Raw genomic sequence first — 18548 nt, forward strand, 5'->3', positions numbered from 1 at the left:
ACCCGGGCCGCGGTCACCGTGCGTGCTATGTCGGCGAGCCGATCAGTCGACTGGTCGACCCGGGGTCATCCCCTGCCAGCGGTCCAGGACGCCGCGGGGCAGGTCCTCGGCGAGCAGCGCGTACGCCAGGTGGTCGCGCCAGGCGCCGTCGATGTCCAGGTACCGCCGCAGCAGGCCCTCCCGCTGGAACCCCAGCCGCTCCACCAGCCGCTGGCTGGGCAGGTTCTCCGGTCGGATGTCGGCCTGCAGCCGGTGCAGGCCCGCGGGGCCGAAGGCGTGGTCGCACACCAGGGCCACGGCCAGGGAGGCGATGCCCCGCCCGGCGACCGAGCGGTCGATCCAGTACCCGAGGAACCCGGCGCGCAGCGCGCCCCGGACGATGTTGTCCACCGTCACCTGGCCGACCAGCCGGCCCTCGACCCGGACGGCGAACGGCAGCGAGGTGCCCAGCCGCGCCCGGCGGGCCATCATCCGCCGCATCGCCCGGTACGCCGGCGGGGTGTGCCGGGCCTCCCACGCCACGCCGGCGGTCGGCTCCCAGGGCCGCAGCCAGTCCTCGTTGGCCAGCCGGACGCGGCTCCACTCGACCGCGTCGCGCCGGCGGAGCGGGTGCAGCTCCACCGGACCCCAGGCGAGGATCGCCGGCCAGCCGGGGTGCAGGAGGGGGTCGGTCACGAGGGCCAGCGTCAGCCGCCGAGCAGCAGCGGCATGACGGTGACCAGACCGCCGGCGGCCACCTCGGTGACGTCCTCGTCGATGACGATCAGGCAGTTCGCGCGGGCCATCCGCGCCAGGAGGGCGTCGGTCGCCTCCCCCACCGGCTCGACGACGTAGCCGCCGTCGGGGTGCCGCATCACCGTGCCGTGCAGGTACTGGCGGTACCCCAGCGGGGAGAGCAGCTGCTGCCCGGCGATCGCCTGCACGGTGCGGCGGAACAGCTGGCGCTTGCCGAGCATCAGCCGGATGGCGGGCCGGACGAACACCTCGAAGGCGACCAGCGCGGCGACCGGCTCCCCGGGCACGCAGATGACCGGCACCTCGTCGCGGCCCAGCCGGCCGAAGCCCTGCGCGGGGCCGGGGTGCATGGCGACCTGGCGGAACCGCATCCGCCCGAGCCCGGCCAGCGCCTCCTGCACCATGTCGAACCCGCCGCTGGCGAAGGTCCCGGAGAGGAGCACCAGGTCGCTGCGCAGCAGCTGGCTCTCCAGCACCTCGGTCAGGCGCCGCTGGTCGCTGGGCAGGATCCCCGAGCGGTAGGCGTCGGCGCCGGCGTCCCGGGCCGCCGCGGCCAGCGCGTAGCTGTTGACGTCGACCACCTGGCCGGGCGCGGGGGTGGCGCTCACGTCCACCAGCTCGCTGCCGGCGCTGAGCACGACGACCCGCGGCCGCGGGCGGACGAGCACCCGCTCCCGCCCGACGGCGGCGAGCAGGCTGATCTGGGCGGGGCCGATCGGGGTGCCGACGTGCACCGCGGGGTCCCCCGGCGCGACGTCGTCACCGGTGCGGCGGACGTAGCTGCCGGCCGGCGGTGCGGCCTGGACGGCGACCCGGGCCGCGCCGTTGTCGGTCCACACCGCCGGGACGACGACGTCCGCGCCGGTGGGGAGCATCGCGCCGGCGGCGACCTTCAGCGCCAGGCCGGGTCCGATCGACGACGGCGCGCCCGCCCCCGCCACGCTCTCCCCCACGACGGGGAGCTCCACCGGGTCGGTCACGGTGGCGGCGACGACGTCCTCCGCGCGGGCGGCGTAGCCGTCCAGCGCCGCCTGGTCGAAGGCCGGCAGCGCCCGCTGGCTGACGACGTCCTCGGCGCACAGCAGCCCCTGGGCGTCCAGCACGGCCAGCTCGATCGGGTCCGGCTGCGGGACCGCGGCGAGGATCTCGTCGAGGTGCCGCTCGACGGTGCGCACCTGCGGCGAGGCGTCCGAGCGGCCGTCGGCCGGCAGGGGCACCGGGCCGGTGACCCCCCGCGCCGCGGGGGCCTGCTCGCCGGGCGGCACGGACACTGCCCGGGTGTCGCGCAGCCCGACCGGACCGGTGACCCGGGGTGGTGCCATGGGCATGTCGACCTGGGCGGTGTCCCGGTGCGCCCGGAACCCTCCGCCGCCGATGCTGCCGTCGTCGCTGTGCCCGGACATCCTCACCACCGTCGTCCCGCGGCGCCGTCCGCCGACACCGCACGTGCGGCGGCACCGGCCCGGAGGGGGCCGGCGTCGCGCCGCGGTCCGATCGTGCCCTCGCGGACGCCGGTCAGGACGACGACGCGCCCTCGGCGGGCAGCTCGGTGACGAAGTCGCGCAGCCAGCCGCGCAGCGACGGGCCGAGGTCGTCGCGCTCGACGGCCAGCCGGATGACGGCCTTGAGGTAGTCCAGCTTGTCGCCGGTGTCGTAGCGCCGGCCGCTGAAGACCACGCCGTGGACCGGCGCCCCGCGCTCCACGAGGGTGGCCAGCGCGTCGGTCAGCTGGATCTCCCCACCGCGGCCGGGCGGGGTCTCCCGGAGCACCTCGAAGATCTCCGGGCCCAGCACGTAGCGCCCGATGATCGCCAGGCTGCTGGGGGCCTCGTCGACGGGCGGCTTCTCCACCAGGCCGGTGACCGCGACGACGTCGCCGCCGTCGGCCGTGGGCTCGACCGCCACGGCGCCGTACTTGTCGATGTTCTCCCGGCCGACGTCGAGCAGCGCGATCACCGAGCCGCCGTGCTCCGCCTGGACGGCGAGCATCTGCTCGAGCAGGTGGTCGCGGGCGTCGATCAGGTCGTCGCCCAGCAGCACCGCGAACGGCTCGTCGCCGACGAAGGCGGCCGCCTGGAGCACCGCGTGGCCCAGCCCCTGGGCCTCGCCCTGGCGGACGAAGTGCACCTGGGCGACCTCGGTGGACTCGTGCACGGCGGCCAGCCGCGCGGCGTCGCCCTTCTTCTCCAACGCCGCCTCGAGCTCGGGTGTGCGGTCGAAGAAGTCCTCGATGGCGGCCTTGTTGCGGCCGGTGACCATGAGCACCTCCGGCAGGCCGGCGCGGGCGGCCTCCTCGACGATGTACTGCAGCGCCGGCCGGTCCACCACCGGGAGCAGTTCCTTGGGCACGGCCTTGGTGGCGGGCAGGAAACGGGTGCCCATTCCTGCGACGGGGATGACCGCCTTCCGGGCCGGACGGGTGTTGGGCGTCGACATGCGGGCAGCCTAGCTAGCCTGCGCCGATGAGCACCTCCCCCGAGGTCGGCACCGCCAAGGCGGCGGTCCGCGCCGCGCTGCTGCGCCGCCGGGCCGACCGGCCGGGCGCGGAGCGGGCGGCGGGCTCGGCCGCGGTCGCCGCGACGCTCGCCGCGCGCCTGGCGGGCACGCCGGTGGTCGCCGCGTTCGTGCCCGACGGGACCGAGGCCGGGCACGGGCACCTCCCCCGGGTCCTCGGCGGGGGCGGCGCGCGGGTGCTCCTGCCGGTCGTGCCCGCCCGGGGCCGGGAGCTGGACTGGGCGGAGAACTCCGGGGAGCTGGTGCCCGGCCGGTTCGGCCTGCTGGAGCCCCCCGGCCCGCGGCTGGGCCCGGCGGCGATCGGCGCGGCCGGCGCCGTGGTCGTCCCGGCGGTGGCCGTGGCCCGCGACGGCGCGCGGCTGGGCCGCGGCGGCGGGTACTACGACCGCGCCCTGCGGCACGCCCGCCCCGGCGCGGTGCTGGTCGCCGTCGTCTTCGACGACGAACTGGTCGACCGACTCCCCACCGGGCCGCACGACGTGCGGGTGACGGCCGTGGTCACGCCGTCCGGCGGATGGCAGGCGCTACCGGCCGGTCACTGACACAGTGGGGCGACTTCATCACCCCACGCCGCGGGAGGGGCCGTGTCCGCCGAGATCGTCACCATCCTGGCCCTGGTGGTCATCTTCGCCATCGCCACGTTCCTGCCGATCAACATGGGGGCGCTGGCATTCGTCGCCGCCTTCGTGGTCGGCACCCTGTCGGTGGGGCTGAGCACCGACGACATCATCACCGGCTTCCCCGCCGGGCTCGTGCTGACGCTGATCGGTGTCACGTACCTGTTCGCGATCGCGCAGAACAACGGCACCGTCGACCTGCTGGTCAGGGGCGCGGTCAAGCTGGTCGGCGGCCACGTCGCGGCCATTCCCTGGATCATGTTCTTCGTCACCGCCGTGCTCACCGCCATCGGCGCGCTGTCCCCGGCGGCGGTGGCGATCATCGCGCCGATCGCGCTGACCTTCGCCGCGCGGCACGGGATCAGCCCCCTGCTGATGGGCATGATGGTCATCCACGGCGCCCAGGGCGGCGGTTTCTCCCCGATCAGCGTCTACGGCGTCACGGTGAACACGATCGTCGAGGGCGAGGGCCTGCCCAGCAACCCGCTCGCGGTCTTCCTCGGTGCGCTCGTCTTCAACATCGCCATCGCCGTCGTCCTGTTCTTCGCCCTGGGCGGCCGGAAGCTGATCGGCCGCAAGGTCGCCGCGGCGCCGGTCCCGCACACCGAGCACGCCCACGGCACGCTGGTCCGCGGCCACGGTGCGGCGCCCGGCCCGGGCGTCGGCGGGGACGACGACGAGCACATCCACCCCGACCGCCCGGAACCGGTCCGCTTCGAGCAGGTCCTCACGCTGATCGGGCTGGTCGTCGTCGCCGTCCTGGCGCTGGCGTTCGACCTGGACATCGGGTTCGTCGCGATCACCGTCGCCGTCGTCCTGGCGCTGTTCTCCGCGCAGCAGCACAAGGGGGCGGTGACCCAGATCAGCTGGTCGACGATCCTGCTCATCGCCGGCGTGCTGACCTTCGTGTTCGTCCTGCAGGAGGCCGGCACGATCGACTACGTCGGCGACGCGGTCATCGGGCTCGGCGTGCCGCTGCTCATCGCCCTGCTGCTGGCCTACATCGGCGGGGTGGTGTCGGCCTTCGCCTCGTCGACGGCGATCATCGGCGTCGCCATCCTGCTCGCGGTGCCGTTCCTGGAGGCCGGCGCCATCAGCGCCGTCGGTGTGGTGGTCGCCCTGTCCGTGGCCTCGACCATCGTCGACGTGAGCCCGTTCTCCACGAACGGCGCGCTGGTGCTGGCGAACGCGCAGGACATCGACCGCGACCGCTTCTACAAGCAGATCCTGGCGTACGCCGCGATCGTCGTGGCCGTCGGACCGCTGCTGTCGTGGCTGGTCTTCGTCGTGCCCGGCTGGCTGTGACCCACCTGACGCCCGATATCTCAGCGCTGAGAGACTTTTCGAGTGCTCCGCCGGAACCGGCGACCACCGAGCGAGGGAGACCACCATGCCCGGACCACTGGACGGCGTCCTCGTCGTCGACCTGACCCGCGCCCTGGCGGGGCCGCACGCCGCGATGATGCTGGGCGATCTCGGCGCCCGGGTGATCAAGGTGGAGAGCCCCGGCAGCGGGGACGACACCCGCGGGTGGGGCCCGCCGTTCGTCCAGCCCGACACCGGCGAGCGGGAGTCCACGTACTTCCTGTCGACGAACCGGAACAAGGAGTCGATCACCCTCGACCTCAAGGACGACGGCGACAAGGCGCTGCTCACCGAGCTGATCCGCCGCGCCGACGTGCTCATGGAGAACTTCCGGCCGGGGACGCTCGCCCGGCTCGGCTTCGGCACCGAGGTGCTGGCCGGGCTGAACCCGCGGCTGGTCACCCTCGCGATCAGCGGGTTCGGCCACGACGGCCCCGAAGGCGGCCGCGCCGGCTACGACCAGATCGCCCAGGGCGAGGGCGGGCTCATGTCGCTCACCGGCTCCGGGCCGGAGGACCCGCAGCGGGTCGGCGTCCCGATCGGTGACCTGCTGGCCGGGATGTACGGCGCCTACGGCGTGGTCGCCGCGCTGATGGAGCGCGAGCGCACCGGCCGGGGGCAGGTCGTGCGGACCTCGCTGCTGGCCGCGATCGTGGGCGTGCACGCCTTCCAGGGGACGGCGTGGACGGTGGCCGGGAAGGTCGGCGCCGCGCAGGGCAACCACCACCCCTCGATCGCCCCCTACGGGCTGTTCCACTGCCGCGGCGGCAGCGTCCAGGTCGCCTGTGCCAACGAGTCGCTGTGGCGGAAGCTGTGCGCCGAGTTCGGCTTCGACCCCGAGGCACCCGGGATGGCCACCAACGGCGACCGCGTGGAGCACCGCGCCGAGGTGATCGCGCTGCTCGAGGGAGCGTTCGCCGACATCTCCGCCGAGGACCTGCTGGCCCGGCTGGCGAAGGTGGGCATCCCGTCGGGCAAGGTCCGCACGATCGACGAGGTCTACACCTGGGACCAGGCGCTGTCCCAGGGCCTGCTCGTCGACGTCGAGCACGCCACGCTGGGCGCGCTGCAGCTGCCCGGGCCGCCGCTGCGCTTCTTCGCGGCGGACGCCGACGGCGAGACCGAGACCACCCGCCGGGAGCACCTCGCTCCCCCGGTGCTGGGCGCCGACGGCGAGGCGATCCGCGCCTGGCTGAACGGGCCCGCCACGTGAGCGGGAAGCCCGCCCGGCTCGACGCCCGGGCCCTGCGCGACCTGGTCCTCGACGCCGGGTCGTGGCGGTCGTGGGACTCCCCCGTCCCGCCCCGCGACGTCACCGCGAGCTACGCCGCCGAGCTGGCCCGCGCGGCGGAGAAGTCCCGGCAGGACGAATCGGTCATCACCGGCGAAGGGACGCTGCGCGGCCGCCGGGTCGCCGTCGTCGCCGGGGAGTTCGGCTTCCTGGCCGGCTCGATCGGGGTGGCCGCCGCCGAGCGGCTGATCGCCGCCGTGGAGCGGGCCACCGACGAGGGGCTGCCGCTGCTGGCCGCGCCGGTGTCCGGCGGCACCCGGATGCAGGAGGGCACCGTCGCCTTCCTCCAGATGATCGGCATCACCGCCGCCATCGCCCGGCACAAGGAGGCCGGGCTCCCGTACCTGGTCTACCTGCGCCACCCCACCTTCGGCGGCGTGCTCGCCTCCTGGGGATCGCTCGGGCACGTCACCATCGCCGAGCCCGGCGCCTCGATCGGCTTCCTCGGCCCGCGGGTGTTCGAGGCGCTCTACGGCGAGCCGTTCCCCGCGGACGTGCAGACCGCCGAGAACCTGGCCGAGCACGGCCTGATCGACGCCGTCGTCCCGCACGAGGAGATCGCCGAGGTCGCCGACCGCGCGCTGCGCGTGCTGTCCGCGCGGCAGACCTGGCACCTCGACGTCCGGGACGCCGAGCGCCCCACCCCCGAGGACGGCACCGACGCCGACGACCCGGAGGACGGGCGCACCGCCTGGGACGTCGTGACGGCGTCGCGGCGGGAGGACCGGCCGGGGGTGCGGCGGCTGCTGCGCACCGCGGCGACCGACGTCGTCGGCCTGTCCGGGACCGGGGCCGGAGAGAAGGACCCGGGCCTGCTGCTGGCGCTGGCCCGCTTCGGCGGGGCGCCGTGCGTGGTGCTGGGGCAGGACCGGCGCGGGCAGTCGATGTCGGCGCCGCTGGGCCCGGCCGCGCTGCGGGAGGCCCGCCGCGGCATGCACCTGGCCGAGCAGCTGCGGCTGCCGCTGGTCACCCTGATCGACACCCCCGGCGCCGCGCTGTCCCGCGAGGCCGAGGAGGGCGGGCTGGCCGGGGAGATCGCCCGCTGCCTGCACGACCTCGTCGTGCTCAAGGCCCCGACGCTGGCGGTGCTGCTCGGCCAGGGCACCGGCGGCGGGGCGCTGGCGCTGGTCCCGGCCGACCGGGTGCTGGCCGCCGCCAACGGCTGGCTGGGCCCGCTGCCGCCGGAGGGCGCCTCGGCGATCGTGCACCGCACCGTCGACCGGGCCGACGAGATGGCCGCGGACCAGGGCGTGCGCGCCACGGAGCTGTGGCGCGCCGGGATCGTCGACCGGGTGGTGCCCGAGCGGCCCGACGCCGCCGACGAGCCGGCCGAGTTCTGCCGGCGGCTCGGCCGGGTGCTGGGCGAGGAGCTGGCGGGCCTGCTCGGCCGGGACGACACCGAGCGCTTCCGCACCCGGCTGCACCGCTACCGCCACCTCGGCCGCTGACCGCGGCGACGATCAGCTCACCTGATCATCGGGCGTCCTGACGCACCGCCGACGGTGCGGCAGGACGCCCGACGGTGCGGCAGGACGCCCACTCTGAGCCGGGGCCACCCCGCCGCGCCCGCACGGCTGGCACCATCGACGTCAGCGCACCGCGAGGTGCGATCCGCACCGAGCTGGAGCACCGAGCCGACATGGCGCACCCCGCAGGCCCTGGCAGCACCGAGCCGATCGTCCGCCCGGCGCCGCACCGGTGGCTCTGGTACGCCCTCGGCGGCGGGCTCCCCGCGCGGCACCGCGGCTGGGTCCTGCACGACACCACCACGAGCACCTGGTGGGTCCGGCACGTCGTCCGGATGCTGGTCCAGCTGGCGGTGCCGATCGCGCTGGTCGTGACCCTGCTGCCCGCCCCGCTGGCGCTGCGCCTGGCGGTCGCGGGCGGTGGGATCTTCCTGGGGCTGATCTTCTCCCTGGCCTACATGCCGGAGACCACCGAGAACCGGGTGGTCAAGGCGGGCTACCCCGCGGGCACCGCCACCGCGCTCCGGGACCAGGCCGGGCTCGGCCGCCAGCAGCGGGAGACCGAGCGGAAGCGCGCGGCGGCGGCGAAGCGCGCCGCGCGTTACCGGGAACGCACGGGTCGCTGAACCCGCGTCAGCCGCCGACGTAGGCCGCGAGGTGCTCGCCGGTGAGCGTGGACCGGGCGGCCACCAGGTCGGCGGGCGTGCCCTCGAAGACGACCCGGCCGCCGTCGTTGCCGGCACCGGGGCCCAGGTCGATGATCCAGTCGGCGTGCGCCATGACCGCCTGGTGGTGCTCGATGACGATCACCGACCGGCCGGCGTCGACCAGCCGGTCGAGCAGGCCCAGCAGGTTCGCGACGTCGGCCAGGTGCAGGCCGGTGGTCGGCTCGTCGAGGACGTAGACGGTGCCCTTCTCCGCCATCTGGGTGGCCAGCTTGAGCCGCTGACGCTCCCCGCCGGACAGCGTGGTGAGCGGCTGGCCGAGGGTGAGGTAGCCCAGGCCCACGTCGGCGAGCCGCTCCAGGATCGTGTGCGCGGCCGGCGTGCGCGCCTCGCCGTCGCCGAAGAACTCCGCCGCCTCGGCCACCGGCATCGCCAGCACCTCGGCGATGTCCCGGCCGCCGAGCGTGTACTCCAGCACCGCCGCCTGGAAGCGCTTCCCCTCGCACTCCTCGCAGGGTGACTCGACGGTCGCCATGACCCCGAGGTCGGTGTAGATCACGCCGGCGCCGTTGCAGGTGGGGCAGGCGCCCTCGGAGTTGGCGCTGAACAGCGCCGGCTTCACCCCGTTGGCCTTGGCGAACGCCTTGCGGATCGGGTCGAGCAGCCCGGTGTAGGTGGCCGGGTTGCTCCGGCGCGAGCCGCGGATCGCGCCCTGGTCGACCACCACGACGCCGTCCCGGCCGGCGACCGACCCCTGGACCAGCGAGCTCTTCCCGGACCCGGCCACCCCGGTGAGGACGACGAGCACGCCGAGGGGGATGTCGACGTCGACGTCGCGCAGGTTGTGGGTGGCGGCGCCGCGCACCTCCAGCGCGCCCGACGGCGTGCGCACCGACGGCTTCACCGAGACCCGGTCGTCGAGGTGCCGGCCGGTCAGCGTGCCGCTGCTCCGCAGCTCGTCGACGGCGCCCTCGAACACCACCTCGCCACCGCCGGAACCGGCGCCGGGGCCGAGGTCGACGACGTGGTCGGCGATCGCGATGGTCTCCGGCTTGTGCTCCACGACCAGCACCGTGTTGCCCTTGTCGCGCAGGCGGAGCAGCAGGTCGTTCATCCGCTCGATGTCGTGCGGGTGCAGGCCGATGGTCGGCTCGTCGAAGACGTAGGTGACGTCGGTCAGCGAGGACCCGAGGTGGCGGATCATCTTGGTGCGCTGCGCCTCGCCGCCGGACAGGGTGCCGGCCGGGCGGTCGAGCGAGAGGTAGCCCAGGCCGATCTCCGCGAACGAGTCGAGCAGGTGCTGCAGTCCGGCGACCAGCGGGGCCACCGATGGCTCGTCGAGGTCCCGGACCCAGGCCGCGAGGTCGCTGATCTGCATCGCGCAGAGGTCGGCGATGTTCTTGCCGCGGATCTTCGACGCGAGGGCCTCCTGCGTCAGGCGGGTGCCGCCGCAGTCCGGGCACGTCTGGAACGTCACCACCCGCTCCACGAAGCGCCGCACGTGCGGCTGCAGCGCGTCGACGTCCTTGGACAGCATCGACTTCTGGACCTTCGGGATCACGCCCTCGTAGGTGAGGTTGACGCCCCCCACGTTGATCTTGGTCGGCTCCTCGTGGAGGAGGGTGCGCAGCTCCTTCTTGGTGTACCTGCCGATCGGCTTGTCGAGGTCCAGGCCGATGCCCTGGAAGAGCCGGCCGTACCACCCCTCCATGCTGTAGCCGGGGACCATCAGGCCGCCCTCGTTCAGGGACTTCGACTCGTCGTAGAGCGCCGACAGGTCGAAGTCGTTGACCGAGCCCATGCCCTCGCACCGGGGGCACATGCCGCCGAGCCGGGTGAAGGTCACCTTCTCCGCCTTGGTCTTCCCCGCGCCGCGCTCGACGGTGATCGCACCGCTGGCGCTGACCGACGGCATGTTGAAGGAGTAGGCGTTGGGCGAGCCGATGTGCGGCTTCCCCAGCCGGCTGAACAGGATGCGCAGCATCGCGTTCGCGTCGGTCGCCGTGCCCACGGTGGAGCGCGGGTTGGCGCCCATCCGCTCCTGGTCGACGATGATCGCCGTCGTCAGGCCGTCGAGCAGGTCGACCTCGGGCCGCGCCAGCGTCGGCATGAAGCCCTGCACGAAGGTGCTGTAGGTCTCGTTGATCAGCCGCTGGGACTCCGCGGCGATGGTGCCGAACACCAGTGAGCTCTTGCCCGAGCCGGAGACCCCGGTGAACACCGTGAGCCTGCGCTTCGGGAGCTCGACGCTGACGTCCTTCAGGTTGTTCACCCGCGCGCCCTGCACGCGGATCAGGTCGTGGCCGTCGGCGACGTGCGGCGCGGACGACCGGTGCGCCGTCCTCGTGCCCGTGCTCATCGTGCCTCCGTGCTGCTCAGCCCTGCTGCTGGATGCGGATCATGTTGCCCGCCGGGTCGCGGACGGCGCAGTCACGGAGGCCGTAGGGCTGGTCGGTCGGCTCCTGGACGACCTCGGCGCCACCGGCCTCCAGCTTCGCGAAGGTGGCGTCGAGGTCCGGCGTGGCCAGGTTGACGCCGAAGAAGCTGCCCTTGGCCATCAGCTCGAGGACGGTGCGCTTGTCGTCGTCGGTGAGGCCGGGGCCGGCCGTCGGCGGGTGCAGCACGATGGCGGTGTCGGGCTGCCCGGGAGGACCGACCGTGATCCAGCGCATCCCCTCGTACCCGACGTCGAGGCGGACCTCGAAGCCGAGGACGTCGCGGTAGAAGGCCACCGAGGCCTCCGGATCGCTGTGCGGGAGGAAGCTCGAGTGGATGGTGATGTCCATGGCGGTCACGCTAGGGACGGCTCCGCGGCCGGCGCTTCTCGATTCCTGACCGGTCTGGTCACCTGCCTGGCCACGCAGGAGGGCATCCCCTCCGTCGCGCGCCCCTCCTGGCGCCGGTAGACGCTGGGCGGCATGCCGACCAGCTCCGTGAAGCGGGTGCTGAAGGTGCCCAGCGACGAGCAGCCGACGGCGAAGCAGACCTCGGTGACGCTGAGGTCGCCGCGTCGCAGCAGCGCCATCGCGCGTTCGATGCGGCGCGTCATCAGGTAGGCGTAGGGCGACTCGCCGAACGCGGCGCGGAACTCACGGCTCAGGTGACCGGCCGACATGTGCGCCCCGCGCGCGAGCGCCTCGACGTCCAGCGGCTGGGCGTACTCCCGGTCGATCCGGTCCCGGACGCGACGCAGCCGCGCCAGGTCGCGCAGGCGCTGATCCGCGGCCGATCCGCTGGTCACGACCGGGATCGTGCCACCTTCGGGTGCCCGCGCACGAGGTCCGGGGCCGCCCCGCGACGACGGGCGGGGGTGACACTCCACCACGTGCGTGGACGTCCGGCGGCGGGATGGCGCATCATTGGCAGTCGCCGGGGAGGAGTGCCAACTCGGCACCCCACCGTCGCACCACCAGGGAGAGCACGACCGTGCCCACGTACCAGTACGCCTGCACCAACTCCGAGGGCAAGCACGAGTTCGAGGTCGTGCAGTCCTTCACCGACGCGGCGGTGAGCGAGTGCCCCGAGTGCGGCGCCCCGGTGCGCAAGGTCTACGGCTCGGTCGGCGTCGTCTTCAAGGGGTCGGGCTTCTACCGCACCGACAGCCGGAAGAGCAGCACGGCGTCGGAGACCGCGAGCTCCGGGTCGTCCACCGGCACCTCGACGCCGGCGCCGGCCAAGGAGGGCTCCTCGAGTTCCTCCGCCGGCACCTCGACCACGCCGTCGACGTCCGGCAGCGGGGCCAAGGCCGCCAACTGACGGCGGCGGGCCCCGGCCCGCCGTCCACAGGGACGCGCTCCTCCACAGATCGCCGCGGGCCGGCCCGGCCGGGAGCTCCGGCGCGCAGGGTCGGGTCATGCCGCGCCTGCGCCGTCCCCGGTCCCCGCTGCTGGCCGCCCGGCGGGCGGCTGCCGCACTGCTGGCCGTCCTGGCGCTCGTCCTCGCGCTGCGGCCGGGTGCGGCGCCGGCGGCGGGCCCCGGCCCGGCCGGCGTCCCCGTGGTGGTCGCCGCGGCCGACCTGCCCGCCGGCACCACCCTCGCCCGGGGCCAGCTCGCGGTCGTCCGGCTGCCACCGGGGACGGTGCCCGACGGCATCGTCGACACCCCCGACCTGCTGGTCCACCGGGTGCTCGCCGGGCACGTCCGGCGCGGTGAACCGCTCAGCGACGCCCGGCTGGTCGGCGCCGGGCTGAGCCGCCTGCTGCCGCCGGGGCAGGTGGCGGCCCCGGTGCGGCTGGCGGACCTGACGGTCGCCGCGCTGGTCCGCGCGGGCGACCGGGTCGACGTCCTCGCGACCGGCACCGGTGCCGCCGTGGCCGAGCGGGTGGCCGACGGCGCACGGGTCCTGGCCGCGCCCGCGCCGGACGCCGGCGACCCCGGCGCCGGGCTGCTGGTGCTGGCCGTCGACGAGGCCACCGCCGCCCGGCTCGCGGCCGCCGCGGCCGGCGCGACGCTGACGGTCAGCCTGCCGCCGCCGTGACCGGCCGGGATCCTCGCCACCGGAACCCCCGGGCGGTTGGATGACGCCCATGCTCAAGGGATTCAAGGACTTCCTGCTCCGCGGCAACGTCATCGAACTCGCGGTGGCGGTCGTCATCGGCGCCGCCTTCACCGCGGTGGTCACCTCGTTCACCACGTCGTTCCTGGAGCCGCTCATCGGCCTGGTCGGCGGCGGCGGGGTGGACGGCGGCACCGTCACCGTGGACGGGCAGCGGTTCACCTGGGGCAGCTTCGTCAACGCGCTGATCACCTTCGTGCTGACCGCGGCGGTCGTCTACTTCGCGATCGTCACCCCGATGAAGAAGCTCACGGAGCGGCGCGCGAGGGGCGAGGAGCCCGGCCCGGTCGCACCGACCCAGGTCGAGCTTCTCGTGGAGATCCGCGACCTGCTCCGCGCGCAGCAGGGGCGGCGCCCGCTAGCCGATCCGTCCGGCCCCGGCACCACGTCGCTCCCCGGGCAGCTCTGAGCGGGGTCCAGCAGCCGCCCGGCGCCGAGCTCAGTCGCTCCCCCAGTGCGGCGGCCGGTCCTCCAGGTAGCGCCGGTCGTCGTCGGAGAGGTCCGCGGGCCGCTCGCCCCAGCCGACGTCGCTGTCGTCGCGCGCCCGGTCGCGCGGCGGCAGCGCGGGAGCCGGCGCCGCGGCCGGCGGGGACTCGGGCAGGGGCCGGCCGAGCCCGTCGAGCACCACCGCACCGGGCAGCGCGGCCAGCAGGGCGCCCGGCACCGCCAGCTTGCTGCCCCGGGTGCCCGAGCCGATGACCACCAGCTCCGCCGCGGCGACCGCGGCGTCGACGAGCACCGGCCAGGCCGCGGGCAGCCCGACCGGGGTGATGCCGCCGTAGGCCATGCCGCTCTCCGCGACGGCGACGTCCTGCGGGGCGAACGACGCCTTCCGCGCACCCAGGTGGCGGCGCACCAGCCCGTTGACGTCGGCGCGGGTGGTCGCCAGCACCAGGCAGGCGGCCAGCGTGGTCTCCCCGGCGCGCCGCGACGCGACGACGACGCAGTTGGCGGAGGCGGCGAGCGGCACGTCGTAGGCCTGCGAGAAGGCCGCGGTGTCGGCCAGGTCCTCGGCGATCTCGGCCACCCACGCGCCGCCGGGCAGCCCCGGCAGTGCGGCGGCGACCGGCGGGGCCAGCAGGTCGGTCCGCTCGGCGGCCGGGAGCCAGCGGAGCGAGCCGAGGGCGGGGGCGGTCATCGGGCGGCGGAGAGGGACGGCACGGGTCGATCCTCTGCCACGGGAGTGCACCGGCGCAGCGCGGGGTGGCGGCATCGCGGCGGCGGCCGGCCGGGCTCCGGCTGTCCGCCGCCGGCTGGGACCGCCAGGATGGGCCCATGATCGGTCAGCTGCACTCCGTCGTGATCGACGCGCCCGACCCGCACGCGCTCGCCACCTTCTACGCCGACCTCCTCGGCATGGAGGTGAGCAAGGGCGGCCCCGGCGACGACTGGGTCGTCGTCACCGGCGCCGGGTACCGGATCGCCTTCCAGCAGGCGCCGGACCTGCAGCCGCCGGCGTGGCCGGACCCCGAGCGGCCCCAGCAGTTCCACCTCGACATCCGGGTCGCCGACATCGCGGAGGCCGAGCCGAAGGTGCTCGCGCTGGGCGCCCGGGCGCTGCCGGGTGGCGGTGGCGACTTCCGCGTCTACGCCGACCCGGTGGGCCACCCGTTCTGCCTGGTGTGGAACGCGTGAGCGAGCGCCCGCCGGTCGACGTCACCGTCGCGAGCCCGTTCGTCGCGGCGATGAAGTTCTCCGTCACCGAGGCCACCGGCGCCCGCGTCGCCGGGCACGTGGACCTGGGCCCGGACCAGCACACGCCGTGGGGCGTGGTGCACGGCGGCGTCTACTGCTCGGTCGTCGAGTCCGCCGCCAGCATCGGCGCCAGCGCGGCGGTGCGGGACTCCGGCCGGTTCGCCGTCGGCGTCAACAACAACACCGACTTCCTCCGCTCCACCACCAGCGGCCGAGTCGACGTCGTCGCCGAGCCGGTCCAGCAGGGGCGCACCCAGCAGCTGTGGCAGGTGCTGCTCACCCGCGAGGACGGAAAGCTCGTCGCCCGCGGGCAGGTGCGGCTGCAGAACGTCCCGCTGCCGGGTTAGCCGAGCACCGCCGGGTCGAGCACGACCTGGAACAGCGCGCGCGGGTCCTGGAGGGTCGCGGGCGGCCGGGCGGCCGCCCGCGGCACCACCCGGTCCCAGCGCGCGGGCCGCCGGTGCGGCAGCAGCTCCCGGCCCTGGAACAGGTAGTCCCCCACCACCTCACCGACCAGCAGCCCGGCGCCGTGCTCGATCGGCAGCCCCACCGGGTCACCGGGCTTCATCTCGTCGAGGAAGGCCGACAGCTGGCGCAGGTCCTTGGCCGGGCGGCGGCCGGAGATCTCCTTGGACAGCGTGCGGAGCTCGGCGGGGTCCAGCCCGGTCGCGTCGACGTCGATGCCCGACTGGGTGCCGAGCCCGACGACCCCGGCCGCCAGGCAGGCGCCCAGCTCGTTGTGCGCGCGGGGCCGCACCACCCACACCCGCACGCCCTCGGGCGCGGGCGCCGGCGGCAGCTCGTCCGGGCCGGGCCAGATGTAGGGCAGGTCGTCGGGCTCGGGGCCGAACCGCGCGGTGAACCGACCGCGGTAGAACTCGGGGTCCTTGGCGATCAGGTTGGAGCGGTGCGAGCGGTGCAGCGCCTCGTCGCCGATCCAGGACGGGAGCAGGCCGGCCGCGGCCAACTCGGCCTGCGGCACCCCGACGACGTCGGGCGCGAACTCGCCGATCAGCGTCTCGGTGCTGTCGGCGAAGCCGCGCTCGCGCCAGATCCGCACCATGGCGAGCCCGTACGCGACCAGGGCCGGCGTCCGGCCACGCCACATCGCGACGACGGGGTGGCTGGCCCAGCCGTAGTCGGGCAGCTCCAGCGCCCGGAGGATCTGGAGGGTCTCCACCCGCTGCTTGCCCAGGCGCGGGGAGTCGAGCAGCCGCGCGCTCTCCTCGAAGTCGGCCACCGGCACGAAGGTCTGCATCGCGGTCCAGTCTCGGTCAGGAGGGGCGGCTGCGCCGGATCAGCTCTCGAGCGCGCGGAGGGCGGACTCCCAGCGGGCGCGCCGGGCGGCGTCGTCCTGGTCCCCCCAGGCCGGGCCGCGCTCGCCCAGGCCGGTCTTGGCCAGCTGCACGCGCGCCCGGGCCTCGGCCACCGCGTCGTCGTCGCCCCGGTTCGCGCGGACGGCGGAGCGGGCCACCCCGAGGTGGTGCAGCAGCCTGGCCAGGACGTCGTCCGGCAGCGCCGGGTCGGCGGTCCGCCACCGGCGGCCGTCGACGACGATCCACCGGCCGTCGGCGGTGCGCCCGACCTCCCGGGTCATGCCAGCCGGCGGGCCAGCTCGGGCAGGACGACGCCCAGCGGGGCGTCGACCCGGAGCTGCGCCTTCGCGTCGCCGCGGGTCGGCCCGGAGTTGACGATCGCGATCGGGATGCCGCGCTTGGCGGCGTGGATGACGAAGCGGTAGCCGCTCATCACGGTCAACGACGAGCCGAGCACCAGCAGCGCCCGGGCGTCGTCGACCAGCGCGAAGCAGGCATCGACCCGGTCCCGCGGCACGGTCTCCCCGAAGAAGACGACGTCGGGCTTGAGCGGGCCGCCGCCGCAGGCCAGGCAGTCGACCATGACGAACCCGTCGAGCTCCTCGTCGGGCAGCTCGACGTCACCGTCGGGGTTGACCTCGTCGACCGGCTCGGGCCGGAACCCCGGGTTGGCCGCCCGCAGCCGCACGTCCAGGTCGGCGCGCGAGGCGACGTCCCCGCAGGCCAGGCAGACGGTGCGGTCCAGCCCGCCGTGCAGCTCCAGGACGTCGCGCGCCCCGCCGGCCTGGTGCAGCCCGTCGACGTTCTGGGTGATCACCTCGGCCACCGCCCCGGCCTGCTGCAGCGCGGCGACGGCCCGGTGGCCGGCGTTCGGCCGGGCCCCGGCGATCTGCCGCCAGCCGACGAAGCTCCGGGCCCAGTACCGGTGCCGGCCGCGGGGGTCGCGGGTGAAGGTCTGGTAGGTCATCGGGGTGTGCCGGCGCAGGGACCCGGTGGCGCCCCGGTAGTCGGGGATGCCGGAGTCGGTGGAGAGCCCGGCCCCGGAGAGGACGACCGCCCCGCCGTCGGCGAGCAGGCCGGTGAGCTCGGAGAGACCCTCGACGGTGGATGGCGCTGCGGTCACCCCGCCATGGTCCCTGCCGAGCGGCGGATGCGCCGCCGGCCGTGTGTAACCGGCGGCCTTCCCGGTCACCGTGCCGAGGACATCCGTCCGCCCCGTACGTCCGGGCCCGATCGAGGAGGCCGTCGTCCGCACGTCGCCCGCCCGGACCACCGACCACCGCGATCGTGCCCGCCGCCGGGGCACCGCGTGACCGGGTGGTGGTGGGACGTCCTCGGTCTGGCGATCGTGGTGTTCGCGGTGGTCGACGAGGTGCGGACGACGCTGGCGGTGGCCAGCGGCCCCGGCCCGCTGACCCGGCGGATCACCGACGCGGTGTGGCGGCTGGCCCGGCGGCCCGCCGTGGCCGAGGCCGCCCCGGTGCGCTTCGTGGGCGGCCCCGGCGTCATCGTGATCGCGGTGACCGTCGGGGCGTGGTTCTCCCTGCTCTGGCTGGGCTGGGCGCTGGTCTTCCTCGGTGGCGACGACGCGGTGGTCGGCGCCTCGAGCGGAGCCTCGGCCACGGTCTGGGAGCGCTTCTACTTCGCCGGGTACAACATCGTCACCCTGGGCAACGGCGGCTACCAGCCTTCCGGTGCGGGGTCCCAGCTGGCCACCCTGGGCGCCGCGCTGACCGGGATGCTGCTCATCACCCTCGGCGTCTCGTACCTGACCTCGGTGATCTCCGCGGTGGTCGGCAAGCGGAGCTTCGCCTCGGAGATCACCGGGTTCGGGAGCACCGGCGCGGAGGTGGCGGCCGGCCTGGCCGTGCCCGGCACGGCGGTCCCGGCGGTGGTGGCCCTGTCGTCGCTGTCCTCGACCCTGTCGACGCTGGCCCAGCAGCACCGCGCCTATCCCCTGCTGCACGCCTACCGCCCGCGGGCGGCGGAGCTCGGCACCGCCCCGGCGGTCGCGGTGCTGCTCGACGCGACCCTGGTGCTGTCGTCGTCGGCCGACCCGGCCGACCGGCTCCCGGCCGGGCTGCGCCGGTCGATCGTCTCCGCGGTGCAGCAGTACGTCACGCACGCCCCCACGACCGGGGGCGAGTCGGCCCCGGAGGCGCCCACCCTGGAACCCGCGGAGATCGGCCGGGCGGGGCTGCAGGTCGACCCGGCGGAGCTCGCCGCCCGGACCGGGGATGTCGCCGAGCTGCGCGGCGAGCTGTCCCGGCGGCTCGGGGCGGCCGGCTACCGCTGGCCGGGCGTCGGCAGTTCGTCGTCCTGACGGCCG

21 protein-coding genes are annotated in these 18548 nt (G+C 75.2%); 11 read left to right on the forward strand and 10 right to left on the reverse strand.

Annotated features, from left to right (window positions below; translation table 11 throughout):
- Nucleotides 1-42: 42 nt before the first annotated feature.
- The 3 genes from ACI790_RS15755 to galU all read right to left on the reverse strand — a co-directional run bounded on the left by ACI790_RS15755 (nt 43) and on the right by galU (nt 3171).
- The gene (locus ACI790_RS15755) at nt 43-675 is read right to left on the reverse strand and encodes a GNAT family N-acetyltransferase (RefSeq protein WP_456570726.1); all 633 of its coding nucleotides are present in this window, start codon (nt 673-675) and stop codon (nt 43-45) included.
- 11 nt (nt 676-686) lie between these two features.
- Nucleotides 687-2138 (reverse strand): molybdotransferase-like divisome protein Glp, encoded by a 1452-nt coding sequence (gene glp, locus ACI790_RS15760; RefSeq protein ID WP_456570727.1) that lies wholly within the window; start codon nt 2136-2138, stop codon nt 687-689.
- Between the two features lie 112 nt (nt 2139-2250).
- Nucleotides 2251-3171 (reverse strand): UTP--glucose-1-phosphate uridylyltransferase GalU, encoded by a 921-nt coding sequence (gene galU, locus ACI790_RS15765; protein ID WP_456570728.1) that lies wholly within the window; start codon nt 3169-3171, stop codon nt 2251-2253.
- A gap of 26 nt (nt 3172-3197) precedes the next feature.
- Here galU and ACI790_RS15770 point away from each other — a divergent pair, with 26 nt between their 5' ends.
- The 5 genes from ACI790_RS15770 (at nt 3198) to ACI790_RS15790 (ending at nt 8614) form a co-directional block, all read left to right on the forward strand.
- Nucleotides 3198-3791 (forward strand): 5-formyltetrahydrofolate cyclo-ligase, encoded by a 594-nt coding sequence (locus ACI790_RS15770; RefSeq protein WP_456570729.1) that lies wholly within the window; start codon nt 3198-3200, stop codon nt 3789-3791.
- 42 nt (nt 3792-3833) lie between these two features.
- Nucleotides 3834-5171, forward strand: a complete 1338-nt coding sequence (locus ACI790_RS15775; RefSeq protein ID WP_456570730.1) for an SLC13 family permease — start codon at nt 3834-3836, stop codon at nt 5169-5171.
- A gap of 85 nt (nt 5172-5256) precedes the next feature.
- A complete protein-coding gene (locus ACI790_RS15780; RefSeq protein WP_456570731.1) occupies nt 5257-6444 on the forward strand; it encodes a CaiB/BaiF CoA transferase family protein in 1188 nt (395 codons plus the stop codon).
- On the forward strand, nt 6441-7970 hold the full coding sequence (locus tag ACI790_RS15785; protein WP_456570732.1) for a carboxyl transferase domain-containing protein: 1530 nt from the start codon (nt 6441-6443) through the stop codon (nt 7968-7970). Before ACI790_RS15780 ends, ACI790_RS15785 begins: the two co-directional genes overlap by 4 nt.
- Nucleotides 7971-8161: 191 nt before the next feature.
- The gene (locus ACI790_RS15790; protein ID WP_456570733.1) at nt 8162-8614 is read left to right on the forward strand and encodes a DUF5313 family protein; all 453 of its coding nucleotides are present in this window, start codon (nt 8162-8164) and stop codon (nt 8612-8614) included.
- Between the two features lie 7 nt (nt 8615-8621).
- Here ACI790_RS15790 and ACI790_RS15795 read toward each other — a convergent pair whose 3' ends face one another.
- Genes ACI790_RS15795 through ACI790_RS15805 form a run of 3 tightly spaced genes read right to left on the reverse strand, consistent with a single transcriptional unit; the run spans nt 8622 to nt 11894 of the window.
- Nucleotides 8622-11012, reverse strand: a complete 2391-nt coding sequence (locus tag ACI790_RS15795; protein WP_456570734.1) for an ATP-binding cassette domain-containing protein — start codon at nt 11010-11012, stop codon at nt 8622-8624.
- A 16-nt stretch (nt 11013-11028) separates the two neighbouring features.
- Nucleotides 11029-11439, reverse strand: coding sequence for a VOC family protein (locus tag ACI790_RS15800; protein ID WP_456570735.1), 411 nt, complete (start codon nt 11437-11439; stop codon nt 11029-11031).
- Nucleotides 11440-11444: 5 nt separating this feature from the next.
- Nucleotides 11445-11894: a helix-turn-helix transcriptional regulator gene (locus ACI790_RS15805; protein ID WP_456570736.1), complete on the reverse strand. Its 450-nt coding sequence runs from the start codon at nt 11892-11894 to the stop codon at nt 11445-11447.
- A 185-nt stretch (nt 11895-12079) separates the two neighbouring features.
- Between ACI790_RS15805 and ACI790_RS15810 the strand changes: the two genes are divergently transcribed.
- The 3 genes from ACI790_RS15810 (at nt 12080) to mscL (ending at nt 13617) form a co-directional block, all read left to right on the forward strand.
- Entirely contained in the window at nt 12080-12409 is a 330-nt protein-coding gene (locus ACI790_RS15810; protein ID WP_456570737.1) for an FmdB family zinc ribbon protein, read from the forward strand.
- A gap of 97 nt (nt 12410-12506) precedes the next feature.
- Nucleotides 12507-13130 carry a Flp pilus assembly protein CpaB gene (gene cpaB / locus ACI790_RS15815; RefSeq protein WP_456570738.1) on the forward strand — a complete coding sequence of 208 codons (624 nt, stop codon included), beginning with the start codon at nt 12507-12509 and terminating at the stop codon, nt 13128-13130.
- A gap of 49 nt (nt 13131-13179) precedes the next feature.
- On the forward strand, nt 13180-13617 hold the full coding sequence (gene mscL / locus ACI790_RS15820) for a large conductance mechanosensitive channel protein MscL (protein ID WP_456570739.1): 438 nt from the start codon (nt 13180-13182) through the stop codon (nt 13615-13617).
- A gap of 30 nt (nt 13618-13647) precedes the next feature.
- Here the strand turns inward: mscL and ACI790_RS15825 are convergent, their stop codons facing one another.
- Nucleotides 13648-14346, reverse strand: coding sequence for a YbaK/EbsC family protein (locus tag ACI790_RS15825; RefSeq protein WP_456570740.1), 699 nt, complete (start codon nt 14344-14346; stop codon nt 13648-13650).
- A gap of 137 nt (nt 14347-14483) precedes the next feature.
- Here ACI790_RS15825 and ACI790_RS15830 point away from each other — a divergent pair, with 137 nt between their 5' ends.
- Both ACI790_RS15830 and ACI790_RS15835 read left to right on the forward strand, forming a co-directional pair.
- Nucleotides 14484-14843 carry a VOC family protein gene (locus tag ACI790_RS15830; protein WP_456570741.1) on the forward strand — a complete coding sequence of 120 codons (360 nt, stop codon included), beginning with the start codon at nt 14484-14486 and terminating at the stop codon, nt 14841-14843.
- Nucleotides 14840-15250 (forward strand): PaaI family thioesterase, encoded by a 411-nt coding sequence (locus tag ACI790_RS15835; protein ID WP_456570742.1) that lies wholly within the window; start codon nt 14840-14842, stop codon nt 15248-15250. The genes ACI790_RS15830 and ACI790_RS15835 overlap by 4 nt, the downstream gene beginning before the upstream one ends.
- On the opposite strand, the gene ACI790_RS15840 is transcribed toward ACI790_RS15835, so the two are convergent.
- Genes ACI790_RS15840 through ACI790_RS15850 form a run of 3 tightly spaced genes read right to left on the reverse strand, consistent with a single transcriptional unit; the run spans nt 15247 to nt 17342 of the window.
- Nucleotides 15247-16161 carry an MSMEG_6728 family protein gene (locus ACI790_RS15840; protein ID WP_456570743.1) on the reverse strand — a complete coding sequence of 305 codons (915 nt, stop codon included), beginning with the start codon at nt 16159-16161 and terminating at the stop codon, nt 15247-15249. The two genes, ACI790_RS15835 and ACI790_RS15840, sit on opposite strands and share 4 nt — an antisense overlap.
- Before the next feature lie 39 nt (nt 16162-16200).
- The gene (locus tag ACI790_RS15845; RefSeq protein WP_456570744.1) at nt 16201-16500 is read right to left on the reverse strand and encodes a biopolymer transporter Tol; all 300 of its coding nucleotides are present in this window, start codon (nt 16498-16500) and stop codon (nt 16201-16203) included.
- Nucleotides 16497-17342, reverse strand: coding sequence for an NAD-dependent protein deacetylase (locus tag ACI790_RS15850; RefSeq protein WP_456570745.1), 846 nt, complete (start codon nt 17340-17342; stop codon nt 16497-16499). Before ACI790_RS15850 ends, ACI790_RS15845 begins: the two co-directional genes overlap by 4 nt.
- Nucleotides 17343-17528: 186 nt before the next feature.
- On the opposite strand from ACI790_RS15850, the gene ACI790_RS15855 reads away from it, so the two are divergent.
- Nucleotides 17529-18542 carry a hypothetical protein gene (locus tag ACI790_RS15855; protein WP_456570746.1) on the forward strand — a complete coding sequence of 338 codons (1014 nt, stop codon included), beginning with the start codon at nt 17529-17531 and terminating at the stop codon, nt 18540-18542.
- Nucleotides 18543-18548: the final 6 nt, after the last annotated feature.

The organism is Blastococcus sp. SYSU DS0539 (genome assembly GCF_054050855.1).